Source organism: Actinomadura sp. NPDC047616 (assembly GCF_040642915.1).
GTDB classification, from domain to species: domain Bacteria; phylum Actinomycetota; class Actinomycetes; order Streptosporangiales; family Streptosporangiaceae; genus Spirillospora; species Spirillospora miaoliensis.
This window is the reverse complement of record NZ_JBEYTB010000021.1, coordinates 41,614-68,127: the sequence shown is the minus strand read 5'-3', so window position 1 is coordinate 68,127 and position 26,514 is coordinate 41,614. Positions and strand designations below refer to the sequence as shown.

Genomic DNA, 26,514 nt, shown 5'->3' with positions numbered 1-26,514 from the left:
TCACACCTGGCCGCGCACCATGGCGATGAGGCGGTCCAGGACGCGCGCGTCGGCGCTCAGGCCGTTGTGGGCGTACTCGTTGGTGACCCATGTCCGCAGGCCCGCGATCGCGTCGGCGGTCTGCAGCGAGTGGTCGCGGTCCACGTACATGTCGTCGTGGTAGACGGCCGCGGCGGCCGGCACCGTGTTCGCGGCCAGCCGGCCCACGTCGTAGAGGCCGGGCCACTCCTCGTAGGAGGCGAGCAGGTCGGCGCACTCGCGCAAGGGCCGCAGCGCCGGGTCCTCCTCGAAGAACCACGGGTAGATCATCTCTCCGACGAAACGCACCGGCCCGTCGCCGTCGAGGGCGAACTGCGGGAACTCGTCGAGCACCCTCTGCGCCGACCACCGCGACGCGGTCCCCTGGCAGTAGATGGCCTCGTGCAGCAGCGCGTAGATGGGTCGGGGGGCGTACGACACGGACGCGTGCACCTTGTACAGGAAGGTGTCCGACAGCTGTCCGCGTCCGATGAACGCCTCCTCCAGCAGGTAGTGCAGGTTGTCGAACTGCACGGAGGAGCCGAGCCCGTGCCCGAGGGTCTGGAACCGCCGTGCCGTCAACCGCTCCCCGTCCGGCAGCCGCACGTCGTGCTCGCCCAGATGGTCCACGATGCGGCGCACGACGTCCAGGTCACCGGGGTAGCGCTCGAAGTACCGCTCGTTGGCGGCGAGCACGCGCGGGTAGGCGGCGCGGTAGACCTCGTCCGCCCCCGCCGTGAGGCTCGGCAGGCCCCCGGTGATGAAGGCCTCGCGCAGGCCCTCCGGTGCCAGCGACAGGTACGTGACGGCGCAGAAGCCTCCGTAGCTCTGGCCGAGCACGCTCCACGTCCGGTCTCCGATCAGCCGCTGACGCAGCAGTTCGGCGTCCCGGACGATGGAGTCGGCGCGGAAGTGCCGCAGGTACGCCGCAGCCTTGGCGGGGTCCTGCGGGAGGGTCTGACGGTTGGCGGGGGTGCTGCGCCCCGTGCCGCGCTGGTCGAGCAGGAGCACCCGGTACTCCTGGAGGGCGCGCGCCAACCACGCCCCGGGGTCCGCCCCCGGCCGCGTCGCCTGGTGCCCCGGGCCGCCCTGCAGGAACAGCAGCCACGGCAGGTCGTCGTCCTCCCTGCCCGGCGCCACCACCTCACGCGCGTAGATCTCGATGGTGGCCCCGGCGGGGTCGGCATGGTCGAGCGGCACTTCCAGCACGTGGTCGGCGCATACGAACCCGGGACGACGAAACGCGGACTGCATGCCCCTTACTATGTCGCCCCGCGACGCGTCCCCGTCACCGGGGAGCATCACCCCTTGCCGGGGGCGTAGGTGAGGACGCGCTCGCCCAGCAGGGATTCGATGACGTCCAGCAGGCGCAGTGCCGCCTCGGCTATCGCGTCGGGCGGTTCTCCTGCGGCGGTGCGTCTGCCGATGTCCATCAGAACCTGCTCGTGGACCCAGCCGATCTGGGCGGCCACGAGCCGGGGCAGCGGGTCGTCCGGGGCCGCGCCGGTCTCCGCGGCGAGCAGGTCGGCCAGCGCGTCGACCATCTCGCGGGCGAGGTTCTCCAGGCGGGCCGTCAGCGTGGGCGCCGCGAGCAGCATCTCGTGGAAGCGCCCGAACCCTTCGGTCAGGCCCAGCCGGCGGTCCCGGCGGCCCACCTCCTCGCGCAGCCGCCGCAGGACCGCCCGCGCCGCCGGCTCGCCGGACCTCCGGGCCGCGACGATGTCGGCGTAGCGCCGCGGGCTGGCCTCGTCCGGCGGGAGCGCCAGATCCTCCTTGGCCTGGAAGTAGTTGTAGACGGTGTTGACCGACACGTCCGCGGCCTCGGCGATCTCGGCGATGGTGACCTGGTCGAAGCCGCGCTCCACGAACAGCCCGGTGGCCACGGCGGAGATGTGCGCGCGGGTCCGGCGCTTCTTGCGCTCCCGCAGGCCCTCCCGGCCGCCGTCGACGGTCATGCGGGGATTCTAGCGACGCCCAAACTTGGGGCCGAGTGCAGTTTTCAGTGGCAGGCGCAGTTTCCAAAGGCGCCGCTACGCGGGCGACGCCGCGCGGCAGACGCCGTGGGGCGACCCACCCCCCGACGTGGGTCGCCCCGCACAGCCGGTCAGCAGTTGCCTGCGACGGGCTTGCCCTCGAAGCGGTCTCCCAGGAAGCGGGTGACGTCCCCCGCCGCGAGCCAGTCGGTGGTCAGGTGCTCACCCGCGTACCACGGGTTCCACGTGGTGTTGATGCCCGCCTTGCAGTAGGCGGCGCGGGTGGCGTCCTCGGTCTCGGTCGGGATGATCTCCTCCAGGGCGCCCCGGTACTGGAACACCGGGAAGCCGATCTTGTACGTGGCGGCCGACCCGGGCGTGCCGATGTCCACGCCGAGCTTGCTGCGGTCGGCCAGCTCGCCCCAGGTGCCGTCGGGGCCGCGCAGCTGCCAGATCTGGTCGACGGTCAGCTTGTCCTTGGTGAGGTTCTCCACGCGGGCGCCCAGGAAGCGGCCGAGCGTGCCGAACAGGCACAGCTTCTTGGCGTCCTCCACCGCCTTGGCGCCCTCGTCGTTCATCAGCTCGTCGAACGGCATGGCCGGGTAGGCGGCGTTGTGCCCGACCAGCGCGTCGGCGGCGAACCCGGCGAACAGCCCGCCGTTGAGCCGCTGGGCGGTCACCTTCAGATCGCCGGGCACGCCTCCGGCCGCCGCGCCCGCCACCTTCAGTTCGGGCGCGTAGGAGGCGGCCAGCTGCGCGGCCCACAGCGCGGCCTGGCCGCCCTCGGAGTATCCGGCGATGCCGACCTTGCCGTCCGAGCGCAGGGAGCCGCCGGGGATCTGGCGGGACGTGCGCGCGATGTCGAGCAGGGCGTTCCCCGCGCTGTGCCCCACCATGTACCTGTGGACCTGCCCGTCGATGTAACCGGCGCCGTCGGTGGCGGCGACCGCGAACCCGGCCTTGAGGAACTCGGCGACGTTGGGGCCCTCGTAGTGGTCGACGTAGGCCCCGGCCATCTGCTTGGAGAACGCGCACTGCGGGCCGAGGCCCGAGGAGCCCGGGTGGAAGGTGACGACCGGACGCGACCCGCCCTTGGTCCACGCGGCCTCCGGCACCGCCACGAATCCGGTCGCGACCGTCTTGGCGCCCTTGACGTCGGTGGAGACGTAGCGCACCTTCCACGCCTTCATGCGGATGTCACTGAAGCCGGGCAACGTCACCTGCCGGCACGCCAGCAGGTCGCCGGGGTCGCCGTTGACCCGGGCCGGGGCGGCGGCGTAGATGTCGGCCTCCGAGGCGAGGCACAGCCACGGCGCGGCGGACGCCTGCTGTGCGACGCCCACCGCCGGAAGCGTCAGCGCGGCCCCGGTCACGGCGGAGGCCACAACGGCTCGAACTCTCATTGCCACTCCAGGGGTAGGCCGCCGAACCACCTGGGCCTCCCCCAACCAGACGGGGCCCGGCAGCGTTGGAAAGTGAACGCAGACGACTGTCCCGCCCGCCCCCGGCGCGAGTGAATGGGCTGGCGCCACACGCCCGGCGCCGCCGTTAGCAATTAGTTGACAATCCGTCCAGTAGGCTCGGGCGACCAGCGCCTCCCCCACGGCGCCGTCTGCCGCAGCGCTCGGCCGCCCGCGGGTTCGGGGCGATCCGGGAGGACATAGCGTGGTGGCCCCGGGTCAGTGTCTTCCGTGAGAGGTCGCCAAGTTGATCGAATCCTCTGACATACGGGCCGCCGCCGCGCGCGTCTCCGGCAGGGTCCGCCGGACCCCGGTGATGGCGGCCGAGCCGCTCGGCGGCGGCGCGCGCACATGGCTGAAGCTGGAGCAGACGCAGCACACCGGCTCGTTCAAGGCCCGCGGCGCGTTCAACCGTGTGCTGGCGGCGGCCGAGAGCGGGACGCTGCCCGCGGCGGGCGTGGTCACGGCGTCGGGGGGCAACGCGGGGCTCGCCGTCGCCTACGCCGCCGCCGAGGTGGGGGTGGTGGCCGAGGTGTACGTGCCGGAGACGGCACCGGCGGTCAAGGTGGCCAGACTACGCGCGCTCGGGGCGCAGGTCGTGCAGGTCGGCAGCAGGTACGCGGAGGCGTTCGAGGCCGCCGCCAAGCGCTCCGCCGACACGGGTGCGCTGTTCTGCCACGCCTACGACCAGCCCGAGATCTGCGCGGGTCAGGGGACGCTCGGGCTGGAACTGCTCGAACAGACCTCGGGGCAGGTCGACACCGTCGTGCTGGCCGTCGGCGGCGGCGGGCTGATGGCGGGGGTGGCCGCCGCCGTCCAGGGCCGCGCGACCGTCGTCGGGGTGGAGCCCGAGGCCATTCCGACGCTGCACCGGGCCCTGGAGGCCGGGGCGCCTGTCGACGTGCAGGTGTCCGGCGTCGCGGCGGACTCGCTCGGCGCCAGCCGTCTCGGCGAGATCGCCTTCGAGGTCGCGGTCCGTACGGGTGTGCGGTCGGTGCTGGTGTCCGACGAGGCGATCGTTGAGGCGCGGCGCTGGTTGTGGGAGCGGTACCGGTTGCTCGTCGAGCACGCCGCCGCCACGGCCGTCGCCGCGTTGCGCACGGGCGCGTACCGGCCCGCCCCGGACGAACGGGTCGCCGTCGTCCTGTGCGGCGCCAACACCGACCCCGCCTCTCTCTAAAGTGGCCGCATGGCGGATTCCTTTGTGGTGACGGGAGGCGGCCGGGGCATCGGCCGGGCGGTGGTGGAGCGGCTGCTGGCCGACGGCGGGCACGTGGTGGCCGTCGAACTGGACGCGGCGGCGCTGGCCTGGACACGGAGCCATCCCGCCGGTACGCGCGTGCGCGTGGTCACGGGTGACGCCGGGGACGAGGCCGTCGCGGAACGCGCCGCGGACCTCGCCCAGGAGGCGGGCACGCTCACCGGCTGGGTCAACAACGCGGCCGTCTTCCGCGACGCCTCGCTGCACACCGCGCCCGCCAAGGAGGTCATGGATCTCATCGCCGTCAACCTGGGCGCGCCCCTGGCCGGGTGCGCGACGGCGGTACGGCGCTTCCTGGCCGCCGGGACGGGCGGCGCCATCGTCAACGTCACCTCGCACCAGGCCCGGCAGGCGGTGCCGGGGTGCACGCCGTACGTCACCGCCAAGGCGGCGATCGAGGGCCTGACGCGCGCGCTCGCCGTCGAGTACGGCCCGCGCGGCATCCGGGTGAACGCGGTGGCGCCGGGCTCGGTGCGCACCGAACGCTACGACGAGTTCCTCGACCAGCAGGGCCCGGAGGGGGCGGCGCACATCGAGGCGGAGATGGCGCGGCTGCACCCCCTCGGCCGCGTCGCGCAGGCCGAGGAGGTCGCAGCCGCGATCGTGCACCTGCTGTCGGACGAGGCCAGCTTCATCAACGGCGCGACCGTCCCCGTCGACGGGGGACGGTCCGTTCTGGCCCACGACCCGGAGGCGTACGAGCCGCCCTCCTGAATCAGGGGCGGGGCGCCAGCATCTGGAGCGGCAGTGGCTGCACGGGGCGCTGCGCCATGCGGGCGTTGGCCGGCGGCGTCTGTGCCCCGCACAGGGCCTCCATCACGTGCGCGCCCATGGCGTTGTCGATCGGGTGGGGCATGGGACGCCCCTCGCCGTTCAACTGCTGGTACTTCATCAGGTTGAAGCCGAGCGAGATCTGCCGTCCGCCGCCCTCGCTGGTGAGCGCCTGCGTCCCGGCGCCCCACACCGCGCCGTCGTGCCCCCAGAACGTGCCGCACGGCAGTTGCACCGAGTAGAGGCCGAGGCCGTAGTTCATCAGCACGCTGCCGTCGGCGTCCTTGACGGGCACGGTGCGGCGCATCTCCGCCAGCGCCGCCGGTCCGACGATCCCGCCGGTGAGCAGGCGCCGGTAGAAGCGGTTGAGGTCGTCCATGGTCGACACCAGCGCCCCGGCCGTGCCCGCCCACGACATGTCGAAGAGGCTGTAGTCGCGCGGCGGCGCGAGGACCCCGTACAGCGACTCGTACATTCGTGAGTGGTCACCGTAGATCACCGGGCTGTCGGGGAAATAGGTGTCCCTGAGCCCCGCGCGGCGGATGACGTCCCGTGTGATGTACGTCTCCGCCTTCATCCCGGTCACCTTCTCCAGCAGGCGCCCCAGGATGATGTAGTTGGTGTTGGAGTACGACCACTGAGCCCCGGGGGCGCCGGTGGGCGGTGCTTCCAGACCCCATTTGATGAGGCGCCCGGACGTCAGCGTGCGGAACCGTTTCCTGTCCAGGCTCTTGGACGACGGTTCCTGGAGCGACGGGAACGCCGAGACGACGTAGTCGGCGATGCCGCTGGTGTGGTTCAGCAGCATTCGCACGGTGATTTGCCTGCCGCGTTGACCAGGAACATCCTCGGGCAAATAGGTACCGATCGGCGCGTCCAACTGGACGCGCCCCTGTTCCACCTGCCGCAGGACGGCGGCGGCGACGAACGTCTTCGTGACGCTGCCCGCACGGTGTTCCATGTCGGGGCGCACGGGCCGCCTGGTGCGCACGTTCGCCACTCCGGACGCGCCCTTCCAGGAACGCCCCTCGTCCCGGACGGAGGAGTAAATACCGTACATTCCGGCCTCGTGCGTGGCGTCCAGCGTCGCGCGCAGCTTGCCCGGATCGAGGACGGCGCGCTGGGCACCGGACGCGGGCGGCCGCGGAACGGCGGGGGCCGTTCTCGCCAGCGCCGGTCCCGGCACGAGCGTGATCACGAGTGTCATGGCCGCACCCCCGGCCGCCGCCAGTCGCCCCAGCCCCCCGAACCGCCTCGCCGCCATTCCGCCCTCTCTTCACCCATGATCGTGTACTTACGAGTCTTCTAGGCCGTGACCCCAGATGTCATCCGTTTCCGGTATGAGATCGACATCCTTCTTCGGCTTCATAAACCTGATACGACCAGCCACACGACCAGAGAGAACCAAGAAAGCGAACAGACGGCCATATCCAGCGCACGATCCGGCGAACAGCGCCGAGACCGGACGAACACATCGCACTGTGACAGTGATCACCCGACTTGGCGGCAGGGCTCCGCCCGGACCCGGCCGCGGTGGGGCCTGAGAACGGCGCCAGCGGCCGCCGGCCGCCCATCGGGAGAGCAGGGAAGGGCGGGGCGGACGGCGGCCGTCTGAGCGCCTCTCAGGTGCTTCGGCCGATCAGGAGATGACCAGCAGCAGGTCGCCCGCCTGAACCGGGGACGCCTCGGGCACGGCCAGCCGCGTGACGGTGCCGCCGACGGCGGCGGTGATGGCGGCCTCCATCTTCATCGCCTCGATGGTGGCGACCACGTCCCCGGCGGCGACCCGCGCCCCCTTGGCCACGCGCAACGTGACCGAACCGTCGAACGGCGCGGCGACGTGCCCGGGCTCGCCGGGGTCGGCGCGCTCGACCGGCGGGGCGTCGGCCGCCGCGGACCTGTCGCGCACCGACAGCGTGCGCAACTGCCCGTTAACGGTGCAGATGACCTGCCGGAAGCCCGCCTCGTCGAGCCCGCCCACGGCCTCGAGGCCGGCCAGCACGCGCACCCCCGGCTCCAGGTCGATGACGACCTCCTGGCCCGGGTGGAGGCCGTACAGGAACGCCCCGGTGGGGACCACCGACAGGTCGCCGTAGGCGGCGCGCGCCTCGCGGTACTCGCGGGCGGGGCCGGGGAACAACAGCCGGTCGAGCGTGTCGCGGACGTCGGGACCCGACAGCGCCTTGTCCTCCTCCTCGGTGAGCTCGCCGCGTACGGGGGTGTACCGGCGCCCGCTCAGGGCCTTGTCACGGAACGGCTGGGGCCAGCCCCCGGGAGGGTCGCCCAGTTCGCCATGCAGGAAGCCGACGACGCTGTCGGGCACGTCGTACCGTTCCGGATGCGCGGCGAAGTCGTCGGGGTCGGCCCCCGCGGCGACCAGGTGCAGCGCCAGGTCGCCGACCACCTTGCTGGACGGGGTGACCTTGACCAGACGCCCCAGGATGCGGTCGGCGGCCGCGTACAGACGCTCGATCTCCTCGAACCTGTCGCCGAGCCCGAGGGCCACCGCCTGCTGCCGCAGGTTCGACAGCTGCCCGCCGGGGATCTCGTGCTCGTACACCCGTCCCGTGGGGGACGGCAGGCCCATCTCGAACGGGGCGTACAGGCGGCGCACCGCCTCCCAGTAGGGCTCCATCGCGGTGAGCGCGCCCAGGTCCAGCCCGGTGGCGCGCTCGGTGGCGTCGGTGTGCGCGACGATCGCCTGCAACGGCGGCTGGCTGGTGGTGCCCGACAGGGGCGCCGCGGCGCCGTCGACCGCGTCCACCCCGGCCTCGACGGCGGCCAGGTAGGTGGCGAGCTGCCCGCCCGCCGTGTCGTGCGTGTGCAGGTGGACGGGCAGGTCGAACCTCTGGCGCAGCGCGCTGACGAGCGTGCGCGCGGCGGGGGCCCGCAGCAGGCCCGCCATGTCCTTGATGCACAGCACGTGCACGCCCGCCTCGACGAGCTGTTCGGCCAGCCGCAGGTAGTAGTCGAGCGTGTAAACCTTCTCCGCAGGGGACGACAGGTCCGCGGTGTAGCAGAGGGTGCCTTCCGCCAGCGCGTGCGTCTGCAGTACGGCGTCGATCGCGGGCCGCATGCGCTCCACGTCGTTCAGCGCGTCGAACACCCGGAAGATGTCCACGCCGGTGCGGGCGGCCTCGGCCACGAAGGCGCGCGCCACCGAGTCGGGGTACGGGGTGTAGCCCACGGTGTTGGCGCCTCGCAGCAGCATCTGGATGCACAGGTTGGGCGCGGCCTCGCGCATCGCGGCCAGGCGGTCCCAAGGCGACTCGGACAGGAAGCGCAGCGCGACGTCGTAGGTGGCGCCGCCCCACGCCTCCAGCGAGAGCAGCTGCGGCGTCATGCGCGCCATGTACGGGGCCGCCGCCACCAGGTCGTAGGTGCGCACCCGCGTGGCCAGCAAGGACTGGTGGGCGTCCCGGAACGTGGTGTCGGTGACGGCCAGGGCCGACTGGGCGCGCAGCCGTTCGGCGAACGCGCGCGGCCCGAGCGACAGCAGAAGGTCGCGCGAGCCTTCCGGCACGGGGCCGTCCAGGTCGAGCCGTGGGAGCTTGCTCTGCGGGTCCAGATCCGTGGGCGCGTCCCCGTGCGGCTTGTTGACGGTCACGTCGGCCAGGTAGCGCACGAGGCGCGTCGCGCGGTCACCGCTGGAACGGGCGGTCAGCAGTTCGGGGTGGTCGGCGATGTAGGAGGTCGTGACCCCGCCCGCGCGGAAGTCGGCGTCGTCCAGCACCGCGCGCAGGAACGGGATGTTCGTCGCGACGCCCCGGATGCGGAACTCGGTCACGGCCCGGCGCGCGCGCCGTACCGCGTCGTCCAGGGTCCGGCCCCGGCACGTCAGCTTGACCAGGAGCGAGTCGAAGTGGGGGGTGACCACGGCGCCGGCGTGGGCCGTCCCCGTGTCCAGGCGCACGCCAGCACCGCCCGGCGAACGGTACGCCGAGATCCTGCCCGTGTCGGGCCGGAAGTCGTTGGCGGGATCCTCCGTGGTGATGCGGCACTGCACCGCGTACCCGGAGACGGTGACGTTCTCCTGGGCGATCCCCAGGTCCTCCAGCGTCTCCCCGCCCGCGATGCGCAACTGGCTCTGCACGAGGTCGATACCGGTGACCTCCTCGGTGACCGTGTGCTCGACCTGGATACGCGGGTTCATCTCGATGAAAACGTGGCGCCCGGACGAGTCCACGAGGAACTCCACCGTCCCGGCGTTGACGTATCCGATCTCCTCGGCGAACGCCACGGCGTCCTGGCAGAGCCTCCGCACGACCGCCGCGTCCAGGCTGGGGGCGGGGGCGATCTCCACGACCTTCTGGTGGCGGCGCTGCACCGAGCAGTCGCGCTCACGCAGGTGCACGGTGTGCCCCGCCGCGTCGGCGAGCACCTGCACCTCGATATGGCGCGGCCGGTCGACGGCCTGCTCCAGGAACACCGTGGGGTCGCCGAACGCGCTCTGCGCCTCCCTGCGGGCCGTCTCGACGGCCGCCTGGAGTTCCTCGCGCCGGTCGACGCGGCGCAGCCCGCGTCCACCGCCGCCCGCCGCCGCCTTGACGAACAGGGGGAATCCGACCTCGTCCGCCGCGGCCAGCTCCTCCCCCGGCGCGGGGGTGACCGACCGCAGCACCGGCAGCCCCGCCCGCCGGGCCGCCTCGACCGCCTCGATCTTGTTGCCCGCCAGGCGCAGCACCCGCGCGGGCGGGCCCACGAACGTCAGCCCGTTGCGCTCGCACGCTTCGGCCAGCTCGGGGCTCTCGGCCAGGAACCCGTAGCCCGGGTAGACCGCGTCCGCCCCCACCCGCAACGCCGTGGCGACGATTCCGTCCACGTCGAGGTAGGCCCGTACGGGGTGCCCGTGCTCACCGATCTCGTACGCCTCGTCGGCCTTCTGCCTGTGCAGTGAGAAACGGTCCTCGTGCGCGTACACCGCGACACTGGCGATGCCCAGCTCGTAGGCGGCGCGGAAGGCCCGTACGGCGATCTCGCCCCGGTTGGCGACGAGGAGCTTGTTCATCACGGCGCTTCTCCCAGGAGTCGTGTGTCGGGCGGCGCGAGGCCGCCCGGAGCGACGACCTCCCGGGCTCGTCGTCGAGCGCGCTCAACATAACCCGCCACCGCCCCCAGGGGAACAGGCGCGAAGGTAGGTCCCGTCACACCGGCGGGGGGCTCACGACGGGACCCGGACGGCAGCCGGAAGAAAAAGTGAGCGGGCACTCGGAATAGACGAAGGGATCTTGGGGTTGCACTACAGCGTGTGCAAGATCCGATATATCGGGTAGCACCCCATTCCTACGTTCCAGGAGGTCACCCATGCCCAGCAGCATCCCCAGGCCGCGTCCGAACCGCCCCCACAAGCACGTCAAGTCCACCTCGCTGCGCGCCCTCGCGGTGGCGGCGCGGCTGGAACGGCATCACGACCGGGAGGCGCCGCCGGGTGAGGACGGCCGGGCGGAGCGACGGCAGTCCCGTCGGAGCCCCGACCCGGCCTGACACCAAGCGGACCTGGGGCCTCCGGGACGGCGCACACCGTCCCGGAGGCTCTCGCGTCTCCGGGGTGCGGATCGGTGGCGCACCGCAGCCGCGCGTTCACGCGGCGGCGGCAGGTGGCCTCATCTGCCCACCTTCCGCAGCACATGCCGCCATTGGCACATAGTCTGACTAGGCACGTGTCTGATGCGACGGAAGAGAGTGGTGTGACGGACCAGACGATGCCGGACGCCCGTCCGCTGCGGCCGGGCGATCCGACCCGGCTGGGCGAGTACGAGATCGTCGGGCGGCTCGGCGAGGGCGGGCAGGGCGCGGTCTTCCTCGGCCGTCCGCCCGGCGACGCCGACCCCGTCGCCATCAAGCTGCTGCACGCCGGGCAGGCGGTGGACGACGCGGCGCGGGCCCGCTTCGTACGGGAGCTGGCGGTCGCCAAGCGGGTCGCGCGGTTCTGCACCGCGCAGGTCCTGGACGCCGACGTGGCGGGCGACCAGCCCTACATCGTCAGCGAGTACGTCCCCGGGCGGTCGCTGTACCGGCTGGTCCAGGAGGAGGGGCCGCGCACGGGGGGCGCGCTGGAACGGCTGGCCATCAGCACGCTGACCGCCCTGATCGCCATCCACCAGGCGGGCATCGTGCACCGCGACTTCAAGCCGCACAACGTGATGATGGGGCCGGACGGCCCGCGGGTGATCGACTTCGGGGTGGCCCGGGCGCTGGACGCGGCGGGCGAGACGCAGAACGTCGGCACCCCCTCCTACATGGCGCCGGAGCACTTCACCGGGGACGAGGTGGGCCCGGCCTCCGACATGTTCGCCTGGGGCACCACGATGGTGTTCGCCGCCAACGGCCGTCCCGCCTTCGGCAACGACGACATGGCCGCGGTGATGCACCGCATCCTCACCGAGGAACCCGACCTGGGCGCGTTGCCGAGCCCCCTGCGCGAGGTGGTCGCGGACTGCCTGGCCAAGGACCCCCACCAGCGGCCCACGGCCCGCCAGGCCCAGGAACGTCTGGTCGGGGTGGCAACGGAGAGCACGACGCCGGACGGAGGCGCGGCGAGCGCCGCGGCCGCGGCGCCAGCACCGGGCGTCACACCGCAGGCGCCCGCACCACAGACACCTACCCCACAGGCCGCCGCGCCACAGGCCACCGTCGCTGTCCCGCCGGCCATCCCGTACGCGCCGCAGGGCGGTCTCTCCCGGGAGGTGACCTCCCCCCAGACCAATCCCCAGACGACGCCCCAGCCGCCGCCGTTCGGGCCGCCGGCCCCACCTCCCCACGGGGGCGGCCAGAAGCCGCACAAGGGGAGGCGCCTCGTTCCCCTGATCGCGGCCGCCGCGGTCGTGGCCTTGGTGGGGGGCGGCTCGGTCTGGGCGGCCACCCGTTCAGGCGGCGACGAGACCGGCGGGGAGAACGCCGCCGCCAGCAACCAGCAGGGCGAGCAGACCCAGGACGGCACCACGGGCTTCGGCAACGGGCTCAACGCCCCGGGCAACCGTGCCGGCGGCGCGCCCAAGTCCCCGCAGCAGAAGCCCAGCGCGGCCAACGGCAAGAAGGGGCAGTCCGGCCAGGGCGGCCAGACCGGTCAGAACCAGCAGAGGCGTTCCGGCGGGGGGCAGGCCACCGCCGGAACCGGCGGCAGCGGGGGCGGGGGCGGCTCGACCAAGGAGCCGGCCAACAAGTACACCCCGCAGCAGGTCTGCAACTCCGGCTCGCACGGCGGCGGCTACTACGTGCAGCGCTCCCTCTCCGTCTCCGGGGGAACGGCGTACCTGCTCTACAACAGTTCGGGATACAACTGCGCCGTCATGATGAAGACGCGCAACGTGGGCAAGCGGTCCCCGGTGTCGGTGTGGATCCAGCGCCAGGGCGGCGGGCAGGTGAGCGACAGCGGGTCGTACGCCTGGTACGCGGGGCCGGTGTACGTGAAGGCCCCGGGGGTGTGCGTGCGTTTCGGCAGCGGCGGCGTGGCCGCCCCGTACGGCAACTGCGGATGAAACCGGTGACCGCCCGGTGAGGCAACTGCAAGATCACGTCAGCGGGAGGACGTGGTCTTGCAGCTGCCCCCGTGAGGGGTCCCGCGAGCCTGGTCGCGGGCGTCAGTTGCGTGCGGCGATCAGATGGTCGAAGTCGCCCTCCTTGGCGCCGAGGATCAGCGCCTCGATCTCGGGACGGGTGTAGATCAGCGCCGGGCCCTCCGGGTGGCGGGAGTTGCGCATGGCGACTCGTCCACCGGGAAGCTCGGCGATTTCCACGCAGTTGCCCTGCGAGTTGCTGCGCCGGGACTTCAGCCACCGGGCCCCGTGCAGCTTCGTGGCGGGCATGCCGTTGTACGCGGCCGTGACGCAGGGGGCCGCGGAGGGACTCTTGCCGTTGTCGGTCGGGAGCATCATGTCTCTCTGAGAAGGTCACCGAGAAGCTCGACGGTGCGTTCCGGGGTCGCACTGTCGACGCACAGGCGTTCCATGGCCTGCAGGTAGGTGTCGACGTCGTCGCGCTTGTCCAGGTACATCGCGCCGGTGAGGTTCTCCACGTAAACCACGTCCGGCAGGTCCTGCTCGGGGAAGCGCAGGATGGTGAAGGCCCCGCCCTCGGCGGCGTGCCCGCCGAACCGGAACGGCATGACCTGGATCGTGACGTTGGGCAGCTTCGACATCTCGATGAGGTGCTCGAACTGACCCCGCATCACCTCAGGCCCGCCGATGGGCCGCCGCAGCGCCGCCTCGTCCAGCACCGCCCACAGCCGGGGCGCGTTGGGACCGGTGAGGCGTTCCTGCCGTTGCAGGCGCAGCCCGACGCGCTGGTCGATCTCGTGATCGGACGCGCCGGCGTTGCCGAGCCGGATGACCGCCCGGGCGTACCCCTCCGACTGCAGCAGTCCGGGGACGAACTGCAGTTCGTAGGTCCGGATCAGGGTCGCCGACTCCTCCAGGCCCACGTAGGTCTGGAACCAGTTGGGCAGCACGTCGCTGTAGCGGTGCCACCATCCCGGGGTGTTGGCCTCCCGCGCGAGCTGTACCAGCGCCTCCCGCTCGGTGGGGTCGGTGACGCCGTACAGCGTGAGCAGGTCTTCCACGTCGCGCTCTTTGAAGCTGACCCGCCCCAGCTCAAGTCGGCTGATCTTCGACTCGGACGCCCGGATGACATAGCCGGCGTCCTGGCGGCTCACGCCCTTCGCCTCGCGCAGGCGACGCAGCTGTGAGCCGAGCAGGATCCGACGCACCGTGGACCCGGTTCCCGGCGTCTCTGGAGTCACGCCCAACCTCCCGGCTACATGGCGGACAGCGGTTCCGGCGGAGCCGGAAAATGTACTTAGTGTGCCACTGGGGTCGGTGTCCTGCGGCTACCTCCGATTCTCGGCGCGCGGCGGCGCCTGATCTTGCCCTCCCGGTGCGGATGCACGTGCATTGGGCCTTGCATTCGCACGCTACGATGCGCAGGATAACGCACGAGACTTCCGAGCCACGGCTGCACAACGAGATCACTCTGCGGGGTCCGGGGAATGACGTCACGCCACGCGCACGACGACACACGATGGGGTGCCACCCCCCTCGTGGAGTCGGCGGGCATACAGGACGATGCCGTGCAGTCGACGCCGGTACCCGAGTCCTTGAACCTGCCCCCGTACCTCGACGAAGCCCTGCGCGTGCTGGTGGCCCCCGCCGGGAGCGCCGTCTCGTTCACGGTCGTGCCCGAGCCGGAGTCGGTCACCGAGGCGCGGCACTTCACGATGTGCCGCCTGGACGACTGGGGCCTGGAGACGCTCGGCGACGACGTCGGGCTCGTGGTCTCGGAACTGGTCACCAACGCGTTGCGGCACAGCGGCGGCGGCATGCCCCACCCGGGCTCCGCGCAGCCGGGCCCCACTCCCTACCGTGGCGCGGCGCCCCTTCGCGAGACGAACGGTTATCGCGACGTCACCGGCTGCCGCGACGCGACGGGCTACCGCACGTCCCCCTACGAGACCCGTTACGGCGCCTCGCACTACGAGGCCCCCCGCCCCTACCACGGAGCGGGCTGCCACCCGATCGACCCCCTGGGCTCCGCCCCCACCGCCATCCGGCTGCGGCTGCTCCACCAGGGTTCCTGGCTGCTGTGTGGAATCATGGACGCCAGTCCCGCGGCCCCCCGCCGTAAGGAGCCGGACTACATCGCCGAGACCGGACGAGGCCTCCACCTTGTCGAGTCGTTCAGCGACCGATGGGGCTGGCGGGCCCTGCCCGAGGGCAAGGTCGTCTGGGCGCTGTTCCGCCGTCCCTAGCCGCACGGGCCCGGCCGCCTCCCGGCCACATCGCCCCCGCGGCGGCATGGTGCGAGGGTCCTGGGGATAACCCGCGTGCGCGCGGGGTATAGGGCCCATCTCACAGCGAACAGGGAGAAAGCGGTGGAATTCGCCGTCGACCACCGGGTCGAGAAAGACCTCACCATCGTCAAGATCAGCGGGGAGATCGACGTCTTCACCAGCCCCCGGCTGCGCGAGACGCTGCTCGACATCATCGACGAGGGCGGCGTGCACCTGGTCATCGACCTCGGCGAGGTCACCTTCCTGGACTCCACCGGCCTCGGCGTGCTGGTGGGCATCTACCACCGGCTGCGCGGCCGGGACGGCACGATGGCGTTCATGGGCGTCAACGACCGGGTGCGCCGCGTCTTCCACGTCACCCAGCTCACCAAGATCTTCGTGCTGCACCGCGACCTGGAGGAGGCGGTCGCGGCCCACGAGAAGGCGATGGCCGCGCAGCGCGCCGGCGGCACCGGCGAGACCGGCCCGCAGCCCACCGCCTGACGCTCCGGCGTCTCCTTTTCCTCTCCCGCCACGTCCGGCTCCCCGGGGCCGCGACACGGCCGCCCGCCGCCGGGGGTCGCTCCTGCCTCCGCGACCCGCGCGACCCGGTACGGTGAAAAAGAGATCAAGCCCGCCGCCGTGGCCGGAGCCGCCGACGCGCGCGGGGCTGTCGTCGACGACCGATCCATCGACCGGACGGGAGCGCTCCGTGGCAGAACAGCCGCTGCATGAGCACACGCTCGGCAATGGCCTGCGCGTGGTGGTCTGCGAGGACCATGTCGTACCGCTGGCCGCCGTGAACATCTGGTACGGGGTGGGCTCGCGGCACGAGCGGGCCGGACGCACCGGCCTGGCGCACCTCTTCGAGCACCTGATGTTCCAGGGCTCGGCCAACGTCGCCGAGGGCGAGCACGCCGCTCTCCTGGAGAGCGCCGGAGCCGCCTTCAACGCAAGCACGTCCTTCGAGCGCACCAACTACTACGAGACGGTCCCGGTCAGCCATCTGGAACTGGCGCTGTGGCTGGAGGCCGACCGCATGGGGACGCTGCCCGCCGCGCTGACCCAGGCCAACCTCGACAACCAGCGCGACGTGGTGAAGAACGAGCGCCGCCAGCGTTACGACAACCAGCCCTACGGGACCGCGTTCGAGCGCCTGTGCGCGCTGACGTTCCCCGGGGGCCACCCGTACGCGCACACCCCCATCGGGTCCATGGAGGACCTGGACGCCACCACGCTCGAAGACTGCGCCGACTTCTTCGCCACCTGGTACGCCCCCGGCAACGCGGTGCTGTCCATCGTCGGCGACGTCGACCCCGACGAGGCCCTGGCGGCGGTGGAGCGCTACTTCGGCGGCATTCCCGCCGGGCCGCGGACGCCGCCCGCCCGTCCGGGCGACCTGGGCCCGCTCACCGAGATCAAGGCCGAGGCGGTGGACGAGGAGGTGCCCTCCCCCGCCTACTTCGCCATGTTCACGCTGCCGTCCGACGGCGGCGCCGACGTCGAGGCCGCCGAGCTCGCCGTGGACATCCTCGGCGGCGGCTCCGGATCGCGCCTGTACGACCGGATGGTGCGGCGCGACCAGATCGCCACGGAGGTGTGGGCCGGGGTGACGCGGCTGGCCTCGGGCCCCTCCCTGGCGCTGGTGGAGGCGATCGGCCCGGACACCGGCAAGATCGCCGAGGTGCTGGACGAGGAACTGGCCCGGTTCGCCGAGCAGGGCCCGGACGCCGACGAGACCGCCCGCGCCACCGCTCAGGCCGAGCGCGGCTTCCTGGAGCAGACCGAGACGGTGACGGGGCTGGCCAACGCGCTGTCGCAGAACGCCACCCAGTTCGGCGACCCGGGACGGGTGTTCACCGCGCCCGAGCGCGCCGCGGCCGTCACCGCCGAGGAGATCACCGCGATGGCGCGGCGCTGGCTGGCGCCCGGCGCCCGGACCGTCCTGACGTACGGAGGTGCCTCTTGACCGAGTCCGCCGCGAACACCGCCGGGGCCGCGGGCACTGCCGGGGCCGCGGGCACGGGCCTGGCCCTGCAGCCGCGCCCCGTCCCCGGGCCCGTCCCGGCGTGGGCGTTCCCGGCCGGTACGGAAGGGCGCGTGCCGGACGGTCCCGCGACGCTGCACTGCGACCTGCCGGGGCGGCGCCTGGCCGCCGTACGCCTCGTCCTGCAGGCGGGCGCGGGCAGGGAGCATGACGGCGCCGAGGGCGTCGCAACCCTGACGGCGCGCGCACTGCTGGAGGGCACCGAGCCCGGGGGCGGCACGGCGCTGACCGCCGCGTTCGAACGGCTGGGCGCCAGCCTGTTCGCCTCCGCCGACCTGACCGCGCTGCGCATCGCCCTGGACGTGCCGGTGACGCGGCTCGCCCCGGCCCTCGAACTGCTGTCGTCGGTGGTGCGCGGACCCGCGCTGGCCGACGCGGACGTCAAGCGGCTCGTGCGCGAGCGGCTGGAGGAGATCGCGCAGGAGGACGCCGACCCGGGCAGCCGGGCCATGCGCGAACTGCGCGCCGTGATGTTCCCCGCCGAGGCGCGCGCGTCCCGGCCGACCGGCGGCACCCCGGCCACGGTCGAGGCGATCGAGGGCGCGAACGTGCGGGCCTTCTACGGCTCTGTGGCGCCCGCCGAGGCGACCGCGGTCGTCGCCGGGGACCTGTCCGGGGTCGACGCCGACGCGGCGCTCACGGCCGCGCTGGAGGGCTGGCAGCCGTCCGGCGGGCCGCTGCCCACCGCCGACACGATCATGCCGACGGCCGGTCCGCGGATCGTCATCGTCGACCGTCCCGGCTCGGTGCAGACGTATCTGAGCATCGGGCACCCCGTCCCGTCCCGTTCGCACGCCGACTGGCCGCTGCTGACGGTGGCCGCGCACGTGCTCGGCGGCGGCCTGACGTCGCGGCTGAACGCGGTGCTCCGCGAGGAGAAGGGCTACACCTACGGGGCGCGCGCCGGGCTGCTGCGGCTGCGCCACTGCGGGCTGTTCATCGCCCAGGGGGCGGTGCACACGGAGGTGACGGCGGACGCGGTGAAGGACGCCCTCACCGAGCTGCGCGGCATCGTGTCGCGGGGCGTCAGCGAGGAGGAGTGCGGCGCGTCCGTGCGCGCGCTCGCCGACCGCGCCCCCGCCGAGTACGAGACCTCCCGCGCGGTGGCCGCCGAGCTGGCCGACGCCTGCGCCAGCGGCCTGGGCACCGACTACCCCCGCCGCTACCTGGACGCGGTGCGCGCCGCCACCCCGGACGAGGTGACCCGCGCCTACGCCGAGCACGTCGCTCCCGAGGCGCTGACCGTCATCGCCGTGGGCGACGCCGCCCAGATCCGCGGTCCGCTGGAAGACCTCGGCTACGCGCCCGTGACCGTCACCGCCAAGGAACGCGCCGAAGGCTGACGCCACCGGGCGGGTCCGGAATTTCCGCCCCTGTTGTTCCGCTTGCCGGCCTGAACCAATGGCATGGTGGGATTCGTCGGAGTGTTGCGGGGAGACGCACCGCAGTCGCGAGAGGGGATCGGCCAGTGTCCTATGGGCAGATGCCAGGCGGGTACGGGGCCGGCGGCCCCTCAGGCGGGCCCATGGGCGGCCCCATGGGCGCTCCTTCGGGCGGCCCCACGGTCGACACGATCCTGAGCGAGCCGCACTGCCGTCCCGGCGGCGCCGTCGCCGGCAAGGTGCACCTGCGCGGCGGCGCTACGCCGGTGGAGATCCGGCACGTCACCATGGCGCTGATGCCGCGCATGGACAACCCCTACGGCGGGCCGACCGCCGGGCCCGAGGTCTACCGGGGGGCGCTGACCCGCTCCTTCCGGCTGGAGCCCGGCCAGGAGCGGTCACTGTCGTTCTCGATTCCGCTGCCGTACGAGCTGCCGTTCACCACCGTGCTGGGACGGGAGCTGCCCGGCTTCACCATCGGCCTGTGCACCGAGGTGGACGCGGTCGGCCAGCCCGACCCGGGCGACGTCGACCCCATCTCGGTGGAGCCGCTGCAGTCGCAGCAGTGGGTGCTGGCGGCCGTCTCCCGCCTCGGCTTCAAGATCGGCAACGTCGCGTTCGAGCGGGCCAAGCTGCCCGGCGTCTCCCAGCAGCTGCCCTTCTACCAGCAGATCCGGCTCGTCCCACCCGCCCCCTACCAGGGGCGGATCGGCGAGGTCGGGCTGAGCTTCGTGGCGAGCCCGCGCGAGCTGGCGGTGGTGCTGGCCGCCGATCCGCGGTCGGGGCACCACGGTTCCGGGGACGAGGAGTTCGGCCGCTTCCGGTTCCCGCACGGCGAGATCGCCGAGATCGACTGGACGGCGAAGATCGGCCAGTGGCTTGAGGCCGCCGCGTCCCGGGGCCCGGCGCACCCTCACGCGCACACGCCCTCGCCCTACGGCCCGCCGTCCCCGTCGCATTCCCCCCAGCCGAACCAGCACGGCATGCTGCCCCCGCCAGGGCCCTCCGCCCCCGGCGCGCACAGCGCCCCGCCCGGCCGCGCGGCCCCGGGCGGGCATGGCGCGGGTGCGGCGGCCGCCGCCTACAACGCGCCGGGCGCTCCGGGCGCGCCGTACGGGCCGGGCCAGTCGTTCCCGCCGCCCGCGCCCGTCCCCGGCTCGTCCCCCATGCCCGGCCACACACCGCCCCACGGGACACCGCCGCACGGGACACCGCCCCACGGCACACCGCCGCACGGCACGCCCCACGGGCCGGGCCCGTCCTACAACACACCTCCCCCTGCGCACGCGCCCGCCCCTCCCCCGGCACACGGCCCCGCCCCGGTGCACGGCGGTTATCCGAGCGGCCCCAACCCGTACCCGCCGGCGGCCCACCCCGGACAGGCGCCGGGCCACTACCCGCCGCCGACGCCGCAGAGCCCGCCCGTCTACCACGGTCCGCCCGCCTACCACGGCAAGCACCAGCCCCACTGGGGCGCCGTCGCCGCCGCCGGCGGGGTGGCCGCCGCGGGCGTCGCGGGCGGACTGGCCGCGGGCGCCGCCTTCGACGCGATGGGCAACGCGGTCGGCGGCGCCGCCGCGTTCGCCCAGGACGCCGCCGGGCACGCCGTCGCCGGCTATGTCGGCAACGCCGCCGCCGACGTGGCACGCGGCGTCGCCGGAGAGGTCGCCAACGAGGTGGCCGGCGAGGTCGCGGGAGGCATCGGCGAGGCCCTGGGCGAACTGCTCGGCGGCCTGTTCGGCTGACCTCGCCGCGTCCGCTGGTTAGTGTCGGGAGCGCCCGCCCCTTCCGAGGAGCCCGATGACCACGCTGATCCTGGTGCTGCTCTGCCTCGCGATCGCCGGACGCGAGCTCTACCTGGCCTCCGACAAGAGACTTCCGCGCGCGCAGGCCGAGCTGCGCCGGCTGGACGACGAGGTCGCGCGGCTGGCCGAGGGCCTGGACGCGGTGCGCGCGCAGGCCGCCGCCCGCCCGCCGGACGCCCCGCCGGCCCCGCCGGCCGTCCCGTCCGTCCCGCCGGTCGCCGCCGAGCCCGACGCCGGCACCGTGCACGAGATGTTCGACCGGCTCGGCGCCATCGAGGACCGGCTGGACCGTCTCGACCAGGAGATCGCCGCGTTCTTCGGGCAGCTGGCCGGGCTGGAGCTCGACCGCGACGCCCAGCACGCCCTGGCCCGTTCGCTGGACGCGGTCGAGGAGGTCACCTGCGAGCTGCGGCGCGAGATGCTCGACCGGCTCGCCCGCGAGGAGGGCGTCGTCACCGGGCTGCTGCTCAGCGAGGAGGGCGAGGCCGAGGCGCTGCTGGCCGAGGCGTACGAGCGCGCCGCGGCCGAGTACGGGCTGCGGGTGCGCGTGCGCGACCGGCGCGACGCCAAGGCGGTGAACGGCGCCTACCGGGGCACCGCCTTCGAGTTGTCCGGACGGCGCCCCGACGCGCTGGCCGAGGAACTGCTGACCTACGCCCGGGGCCTGTACGACCCGCAGGACCCGTCGGCGCTCGGCGCGCTGCTCACCGAGCTGGCGCACCTGCGCGGCGGCGGCGTCGCGCGCGTCGGCGCGTTCACCGCCGTCCGCACGCCCACCGCGCGGATCTGCGGCCTGCTGGCCGACGGCGACGGCGCGCCGCCCGCCGACGAGCCGTGGGACCTGGCGGCGCGCCTGCGCGACCTGCCCGACGAGCGGCGCTGCGACCTGAGCTGGCTGTGCGCCGACGAGTGACTCACGGACGCAGGAACCGGGGCGCGCCCGTCCCGTCCCGGTCGACGCTGAACGCCAGCAGGCAGCGGGGCGTGCGGGCGGTGTCGATCCGCAGGCACAGCCCGAGGCCGAGGTTCGGGTCGACGACCACCACCCGCCGCAGCGCCCGCAGCGCCCGGCGGGCCCGCGCCCGGCTGTCGGGACGCGCCGGATCGTGCAGCGCGGCCGCCACGACCCGTCCCGCGTATCGCCACAGCGCCGCCGAGTCCAGGATCCGCGCGCCCGCCGCGGTGAGATCGCCGACGATCACCACGCCGGTGTCGTCGTCCTCGCCGGGCGGGGAGGTGGACAGCGCCCCCTCGCGCGGCCTGCCGGGCCGGGCGCCGGGCGCCAGCGGCCCGCCGACGGCGCGGTGGTAGCGCAGCGGGTCGAGCGTGTCGATGACGAACGCCCCCGCGTACGGCCATGACGCCCGCGTCCGGGGCTGGGGCCGCGCGACGTCCGGGCGCCGGGTCCGGTGCGCGCTGAGGTCGAGGACCATGCCGGCGTCGTCCAGCCACACCGGCACGCCGAGCCGCACGCCGCTCCCCCGGTCGAGGACGTCCGTGACCTCCCACAGCATGTCCGCGCCACGGTTGAGCCGCGCGGCCAGGCCCAGCCCGGGGAACGCCCCTTCGAGCACCGCGAGCATCGCCTGCCACGCGCCGCTGCCGACGAACTCGCCCATGAACTCCTCGGCCAGGGCCGCCCGCCGCTCGGGGTCGGCCATGACGTCGTCGGCCCCCCTGGGCGGCTCCGCCGCCAGCGCCTTGGGCGGGATCGTCGTCGCCTCCCCTGCCGACCTCACATTCCCTGCTGTCGTCGCATTCCCTGCCGACGCCGGAGGGGGATCGTCTCGTCCGGCACCGTCCGCGTGGGCGGCCTGCGGGGGCGGGGAGACGGGGACGGTCGTGTCCTTGGCGACGACCGACCAGTCCGCGGAAGCACCGGGTGCCTCCATCACCGGGCGGACGGGCTCGGGTGTCGCGCCAGGCACCTCCGCAAGCGGCGGTTCGGGGGCAGGGGGCGGCGCTGCCGGTGACGGCTCGGCGGAGGGCAGCCTCTGTGCGGGGGGCGGTTCTGGTGGGGGCGGGGTCGCCGGAGTGGTGTCCGTGGGGACGTGGACCCAGTCGGTGGGCGGCGGCGGTTCGGGACGGGCGGAACGGCGCCCCGCCACGTGGACGTCGCCGGGATGAGGCGTGGCGGGAGGGGACGCGGGGGCATCGGACGCGGGGGGATCGGGCTCCTCGGGGCCCTCGGGCTCGGGTTCGGGACGGGGGCGGTCACGCGGGCCGAATCTCACGTTCCCGATCCTGCGGTGCGGAGGTGATCCACGGCAAGGCGACGGGCGGGGGTTGCGATCAAGACCACCCGGCGGGGCGGGACGCGGAGCCGAACAGGGCCGCGCACAGGTACTCCAGGCGGTCGGGGCCGTCGTCGGCCGCGAGCACCGTCAGCACGGACTCCTCTCCGTCGCCGGTGTCGACCGGGTCCAGGCGCAGCCGCACGGCCACCTCGCGGCGCAGCGCCTCCCGCTCGCCGTGCGCCGCGGCGACGTCCTGCAGGCCGACGGAGATGATCTGCGGGAGCTCCACGACGAGGGGCTGGGCGCCGGCGGGCAGCTCGGCGAGCCACAGGTCGAGCAGGCGGCGGGCGAGGCCGTTGAGCAGCCGCCCCCAGGGGCCGACCAGGGCCGGGGGGACGTTCTCGGTCTGCAGCTCGGGCAGGCCGAAGCGGGCCAGGCCCCTGGTGGTGAACCAGAATCCGTGCCGTCCGGCGGTGTGCGGGAGCAGCATCCAGTCGACGAGGCGGATGGCGCCGTCCGGGCCCGGAAGGGAGCGTTCCAGACGGTCGGCGGCGAGCATCTGCGGGGTGAAGACGTCGACGACGGGGCCGCCGACCGCCCCGGCCGCGGCGCGGGCGGCCCACTCGTGGGCGGGCGGCCAGCCCGGCCGGTAGGCGGCGTGCACGACCAGCAGGTGGGACGCGGCGGCGAGGGCGGCCAGGTCGGCGCGGGTGGCGCCGTAGGCGGCCAGCAGCCGGGCGGGCGGCGGCGGGACGTCCTCGGCGGGACGCTGGTCGAGCGTCAGCATGGGACTGTCGACCATGCCCAGCACCAGGTCGCGCAGCGGCGGCGCGACGTGCCGGGCGACCCGCTCGCGCACCAGCTCACGCGGGTCCGCGACCGGTGCCGTCAGCCCGGCGACGTACGTGGCGTGCAGGGTCTCCGGAACCGGCAGCGTCAGTAGCTCGCCCACCTGGCCCCCAGTCCGCTGGGCCCGCCCGCGGCGGGCCGTCGACGCGACCCTACGATCGCACCATCAACCGACACTCCACAGGATCTGTCGCAAAAGCGACAATCTCCTGTCGTGACGGCCGGTCAGAGGGGGTGCTCGAACCAGACGATCTTGCCGAGGTCGCCGCGCCGGGTGCCCCACCGTTCCGCCAGATGGCTGACCAGGTGCAGGCCGCGGCCGGACTCGGCGGTGGGATCGGTGTGGCACAGCCGGGGCAGCTCGTGCCCGTCGTCGCTGACCTCGCACAGCAGCGCGTCACATTTGATCAGCCGCATCCCGACGGCGCCCGCGCCGTGCACCAGGGCGTTGGTGACCAGCTCGCTGACCAGCAGCTGCACCGTGTCGGCGACGCCCGACAGGCCCCACTCGGCCAGCCGGGACGCCGCCAGCGCGCGGGCCCGGCCGACCATGCTGGCCTCGGGTTCCAGCGTCCAGGACGCCACGTGCTCGGCGGGGATGCCGTCGAGGCCGACCGCGACCAGGGCCACGTCGTCGGCCGGGGCGGGGGCGCCGAGCATGCCGAGCGCGGCGTCGCAGGTGGCGTCCAGGGAGCTGTGCGGGTCGGCCAGCCGCCCGCACAGCTCCGCCAGGCCCCGTTCGATGTCGCGGTCGCGGCGTTCCAGCAGGCCGTCGGTGCACAGGATCAGGCGGGCCCCGTCGGGGACGGAGACCTCGACGGTCTCGAACGGCCCGCAGCCCACCCCGATCGGCAGGCCGGGCGGCAGCCGCAGCACCGAGCCGCCGCCGTCCGGGGACACCAGCACCGGCGGCAGGTGACCGGCGTTGGCGAGCTGGCAGCGCCGCGCCACCGGGTCGTACACCGCGTACAGGCAGGTGGCCAGGCAGTCGTCGCCGAGCCGGCGGGCCAGCCCGTCCAGCTCGCGCAGCAGCCCGTCGGGCCGCAGGTCCTGCCCGGCCAGGGTGCGCACGGCGGTGCGCAGCTGCCCCATGACCGCCGCGGACGTCACGCCGTGGCCCATCACGTCGCCGATCACGATGCCCAGGCGGCAGCCGGGCAGCGGGATCGCGTCGAACCAGTCGCCGCCGACCTGGGCGGCCTGCCCGGCGGGCAGGTAGCGGAAGCACACCCGCGCCCCGGCCGTGCGCGGCGGGTCGGCGGGCAGCATGGCCCGCTGCAGCTCGCGGACCAGGCGCACCTCGCGCCGGTAGAGCCGGCCGTTGTCGACGCACAGCGCCGCCCCGCGCGCCAGCTCGTCGATCAGGGCGAGGTCGAGCCGGTCGAACGCGGGCCGGTCGGGACGGCGCAGCAGCGTGCAGGTGCCCAGCACCTGGCCGCGGGCGATCAGCGGGACGACCAGCAGCGCCCGTCCCGCCAGCGGCGGGCCCGGGTCGCGGGCGGCGAACGCGGCGCCGATCCGTTCGGCCTGGCGGCCGGTGACCCGCGGGATGTGCACGGGACGCCCGGTGCGCATCACCTCGACGAACGGGGTGCCGCGCGGATGCCGCAGCGCCCGCCCCTGGGGGACGGTGTCGATCCAGCGTTCGGCGTCGTCGTGCACGACGGCCACCCGGCGCATGAGGGTGTGCTCGTCGAAGCGGCCGGGCGGCTCGTCGTCGGAGGCGACCCGTTCCAGCAGCTCCACGGCGGCGAAGTCGGCCAGCCGGGGCACCAGCACCTCGGCCAGCGCACGGCACGCCTGCAGGTGGTCCAGGGAGCTGCCGATGTGCTCGCCCGCCTCGCCCAGGAATGTCAGCCGGTCCCACACGGCCATCGCCTCTTCTCCCTGCCGGGGTCGCGGTATCGGGACGGGCACCCGCGTCCGGCCCGGCGGGCCGGGCCGTTGCGGTCCGGCGGCTTCCGGCACGGCGGCGGGCGGCCGGACCCGCAGGTCGCGGGGCCCGACGGCCCGGTACGGCACGATCGGCAGCCGCACCGTGACGGACAGGTTGACGGCCGGATGGCCCATCGCCAGCACCCGCGCGGCGATGCGCTCGGCCGCGGCGGCGTCCGACGGCCGCAGCAGCGCGGCCAGCCGCCGTCCCAGCCCGGCGGGATCGTCGCCGCCGGTCGGCACGAGGGACGGTTCCACCCACAGCAGGCGCACCCCGGACACCGGTCGCGGCAACTCCTCGTCCGTCGCCGCCGCGGACGGGTCGCGCACGCTCACGCCGGGGCCCTCCTCGCGCAGCCGCCGCATGTCGGCGGCCAGCGCCACCAGCCGCACGCCCCCCGGCGCGTCGGCATGGAGGGGATAGACCCACCAGGCGACCTCGGCGATCTCGCCGTCGTCGACGCGCGGCATCTGGCACGTACCGCACCACACGTGGGCGAACGCCCCGGGCTCGAACGCCCCGCGGTGCTCACGCGGCAGGCGCAGCAGGCCGGTGAGGGGGCGGCCGACGGCTCGCGGCCGGTCGACGCCGAACAGCTCCGCGGCGACGCCGCTCCAGTGCGTGACGCGGCCGTGCGCGTCGAGGGCGACGACCGCCAGCGGCGCCACGCCCAGCAGCTGCCGGTCGAGCAGCGGCGCGTTCGGCGGCGGCGCGTTGGTCGGCGGCGCGTTCGGCGGCATCGCATTGGTAGGCGGCACGTTGGTCGGCAGCGTGTCCGTCGGCGGCGTGTTCGGTCGCGGGGCGGGCGGCTCGCCGCCGTGTGCGCCGGACGCCCCGAGCTGATCCCGAGCGATGACCACGCGGACCCCTCTCTGGAAGGCGGTGCGCGCCACCACCTCCGACAACCCGCGGTACAGAGGACGCTACCCTCTGTGAGGTCCGCGCGCTCGCGGACCGCGGAACTCGGCAGGACCCGCATGCAGCAGGCACGTGAGCCGACGCCCCGTCCGGC

At 73.9% G+C, this 26,514-nt stretch carries 20 protein-coding genes; 10 read left to right on the top strand and 10 right to left on the bottom strand.

What is annotated here, in order from left to right:
- From ABZ801_RS36505 to ABZ801_RS36495, 3 genes are all read right to left on the bottom strand, one after another.
- A complete protein-coding gene (locus ABZ801_RS36505; RefSeq protein WP_360707167.1) occupies window positions 1-1,272 on the bottom strand; it encodes an alpha/beta fold hydrolase in 1,272 nt (423 codons plus the stop codon).
- Window positions 1,273-1,319: 47 nt separating this feature from the next.
- Entirely contained in the window at window positions 1,320-1,973 is a 654-nt protein-coding gene (locus ABZ801_RS36500; protein WP_360707165.1) for a helix-turn-helix domain-containing protein, read from the bottom strand.
- A gap of 149 nt (window positions 1,974-2,122) precedes the next feature.
- Entirely contained in the window at window positions 2,123-3,394 is a 1,272-nt protein-coding gene (locus ABZ801_RS36495; protein WP_360707162.1) for a lipase family protein, read from the bottom strand.
- Between the two features lie 304 nt (window positions 3,395-3,698).
- On the opposite strand from ABZ801_RS36495, the gene ABZ801_RS36490 reads away from it, so the two are divergent.
- Both ABZ801_RS36490 and ABZ801_RS36485 read left to right on the top strand, forming a co-directional pair.
- The gene (locus tag ABZ801_RS36490) at window positions 3,699-4,631 is read left to right on the top strand and encodes a threonine/serine dehydratase (RefSeq protein ID WP_360707159.1); all 933 of its coding nucleotides are present in this window, start codon (window positions 3,699-3,701) and stop codon (window positions 4,629-4,631) included.
- Window positions 4,632-4,640: 9 nt separating this feature from the next.
- Entirely contained in the window at window positions 4,641-5,426 is a 786-nt protein-coding gene (locus ABZ801_RS36485) for an SDR family oxidoreductase (protein WP_360707156.1), read from the top strand.
- A 1-nt stretch (window position 5,427) separates the two neighbouring features.
- Here ABZ801_RS36485 and ABZ801_RS36480 read toward each other — a convergent pair whose 3' ends face one another.
- The gene (locus tag ABZ801_RS36480) at window positions 5,428-6,690 is read right to left on the bottom strand and encodes a serine hydrolase domain-containing protein (protein ID WP_360707153.1); all 1,263 of its coding nucleotides are present in this window, start codon (window positions 6,688-6,690) and stop codon (window positions 5,428-5,430) included.
- A gap of 432 nt (window positions 6,691-7,122) precedes the next feature.
- Window positions 7,123-10,494: a pyruvate carboxylase gene (locus ABZ801_RS36475; RefSeq protein ID WP_360707150.1), complete on the bottom strand. Its 3,372-nt coding sequence runs from the start codon at window positions 10,492-10,494 to the stop codon at window positions 7,123-7,125.
- A 293-nt stretch (window positions 10,495-10,787) separates the two neighbouring features.
- On the opposite strand from ABZ801_RS36475, the gene ABZ801_RS36470 reads away from it, so the two are divergent.
- Together ABZ801_RS36470 and ABZ801_RS36465 are read left to right on the top strand one after the other, a co-directional pair.
- Window positions 10,788-10,967 carry a hypothetical protein gene (locus ABZ801_RS36470; RefSeq protein ID WP_344942985.1) on the top strand — a complete coding sequence of 60 codons (180 nt, stop codon included), beginning with the start codon at window positions 10,788-10,790 and terminating at the stop codon, window positions 10,965-10,967.
- Between the two features lie 203 nt (window positions 10,968-11,170).
- The gene (locus ABZ801_RS36465; protein ID WP_360707148.1) at window positions 11,171-12,961 is read left to right on the top strand and encodes a serine/threonine-protein kinase; all 1,791 of its coding nucleotides are present in this window, start codon (window positions 11,171-11,173) and stop codon (window positions 12,959-12,961) included.
- A 102-nt stretch (window positions 12,962-13,063) separates the two neighbouring features.
- On the opposite strand, the gene ABZ801_RS36460 is transcribed toward ABZ801_RS36465, so the two are convergent.
- On the bottom strand, window positions 13,064-13,357 hold the full coding sequence (locus ABZ801_RS36460; protein ID WP_360707145.1) for a DUF397 domain-containing protein: 294 nt from the start codon (window positions 13,355-13,357) through the stop codon (window positions 13,064-13,066).
- Complete coding sequence (locus tag ABZ801_RS36455; RefSeq protein WP_360707142.1) at window positions 13,354-14,220, bottom strand: helix-turn-helix transcriptional regulator; 867 nt, start codon at window positions 14,218-14,220, stop codon at window positions 13,354-13,356. Before ABZ801_RS36455 ends, ABZ801_RS36460 begins: the two co-directional genes overlap by 4 nt.
- A 327-nt stretch (window positions 14,221-14,547) precedes the next feature.
- Here ABZ801_RS36455 and ABZ801_RS36450 point away from each other — a divergent pair, with 327 nt between their 5' ends.
- The 6 genes from ABZ801_RS36450 to ABZ801_RS36425 all read left to right on the top strand — a co-directional run bounded on the left by ABZ801_RS36450 (window position 14,548) and on the right by ABZ801_RS36425 (window position 21,393).
- Window positions 14,548-15,225 (top strand): ATP-binding protein, encoded by a 678-nt coding sequence (locus ABZ801_RS36450; RefSeq protein WP_360707139.1) that lies wholly within the window; start codon window positions 14,548-14,550, stop codon window positions 15,223-15,225.
- Window positions 15,226-15,348: 123 nt separating this feature from the next.
- Window positions 15,349-15,750, top strand: a complete 402-nt coding sequence (locus ABZ801_RS36445; protein WP_360707137.1) for an STAS domain-containing protein — start codon at window positions 15,349-15,351, stop codon at window positions 15,748-15,750.
- Window positions 15,751-15,958: 208 nt separating this feature from the next.
- The gene (locus ABZ801_RS36440; RefSeq protein ID WP_360707134.1) at window positions 15,959-17,215 is read left to right on the top strand and encodes a pitrilysin family protein; all 1,257 of its coding nucleotides are present in this window, start codon (window positions 15,959-15,961) and stop codon (window positions 17,213-17,215) included.
- Window positions 17,212-18,636, top strand: a complete 1,425-nt coding sequence (locus tag ABZ801_RS36435; protein ID WP_360707131.1) for a pitrilysin family protein — start codon at window positions 17,212-17,214, stop codon at window positions 18,634-18,636. The genes ABZ801_RS36440 and ABZ801_RS36435 overlap by 4 nt, the downstream gene beginning before the upstream one ends.
- 194 nt (window positions 18,637-18,830) lie before the next feature.
- Window positions 18,831-20,420, top strand: a complete 1,590-nt coding sequence (locus ABZ801_RS36430) for a sporulation protein (protein WP_360707129.1) — start codon at window positions 18,831-18,833, stop codon at window positions 20,418-20,420.
- Between the two features lie 55 nt (window positions 20,421-20,475).
- Window positions 20,476-21,393 (top strand): hypothetical protein, encoded by a 918-nt coding sequence (locus ABZ801_RS36425; RefSeq protein ID WP_360707126.1) that lies wholly within the window; start codon window positions 20,476-20,478, stop codon window positions 21,391-21,393.
- Between the two features lies 1 nt (window position 21,394).
- On the opposite strand, the gene ABZ801_RS36420 is transcribed toward ABZ801_RS36425, so the two are convergent.
- The 3 genes from ABZ801_RS36420 to ABZ801_RS36410 form a co-directional block, all read right to left on the bottom strand.
- Window positions 21,395-22,219, bottom strand: a complete 825-nt coding sequence (locus ABZ801_RS36420; RefSeq protein ID WP_360707123.1) for a hypothetical protein — start codon at window positions 22,217-22,219, stop codon at window positions 21,395-21,397.
- Window positions 22,220-22,772: 553 nt separating this feature from the next.
- Window positions 22,773-23,669: a hypothetical protein gene (locus ABZ801_RS36415; protein ID WP_344942960.1), complete on the bottom strand. Its 897-nt coding sequence runs from the start codon at window positions 23,667-23,669 to the stop codon at window positions 22,773-22,775.
- 122 nt (window positions 23,670-23,791) lie between these two features.
- Window positions 23,792-26,260 (bottom strand): SpoIIE family protein phosphatase, encoded by a 2,469-nt coding sequence (locus ABZ801_RS36410; RefSeq protein WP_360707120.1) that lies wholly within the window; start codon window positions 26,258-26,260, stop codon window positions 23,792-23,794.
- Window positions 26,261-26,514: the final 254 nt, after the last annotated feature.

What these genes read in the sequence shown, in the direction of transcription:
- ABZ801_RS36480 (WP_360707153.1), bottom strand. Translation starts at nt 6,690, where the DNA reads ATGACACTCGTGATCACGCTCGTGCCGGGACCGGCGCTGGCGAGAACG.
- ABZ801_RS36485 (WP_360707156.1), top strand. Translation starts at nt 4,641, where the DNA reads ATGGCGGATTCCTTTGTGGTGACGGGAGGCGGCCGGGGCATCGGCCGG.
- ABZ801_RS36500 (WP_360707165.1), bottom strand. Translation starts at nt 1,973, where the DNA reads ATGACCGTCGACGGCGGCCGGGAGGGCCTGCGGGAGCGCAAGAAGCGC.
- ABZ801_RS36505 (WP_360707167.1), bottom strand. Translation starts at nt 1,272, where the DNA reads ATGCAGTCCGCGTTTCGTCGTCCCGGGTTCGTATGCGCCGACCACGTG.
- ABZ801_RS36430 (WP_360707129.1), top strand. Translation starts at nt 18,831, where the DNA reads ATGGGCGCTCCTTCGGGCGGCCCCACGGTCGACACGATCCTGAGCGAG.
- ABZ801_RS36470 (WP_344942985.1), top strand. Translation starts at nt 10,788, where the DNA reads ATGCCCAGCAGCATCCCCAGGCCGCGTCCGAACCGCCCCCACAAGCAC.
- ABZ801_RS36495 (WP_360707162.1), bottom strand. Translation starts at nt 3,394, where the DNA reads ATGAGAGTTCGAGCCGTTGTGGCCTCCGCCGTGACCGGGGCCGCGCTG.
- ABZ801_RS36460 (WP_360707145.1), bottom strand. Translation starts at nt 13,357, where the DNA reads ATGATGCTCCCGACCGACAACGGCAAGAGTCCCTCCGCGGCCCCCTGC.
- ABZ801_RS36425 (WP_360707126.1), top strand. Translation starts at nt 20,476, where the DNA reads ATGACCACGCTGATCCTGGTGCTGCTCTGCCTCGCGATCGCCGGACGC.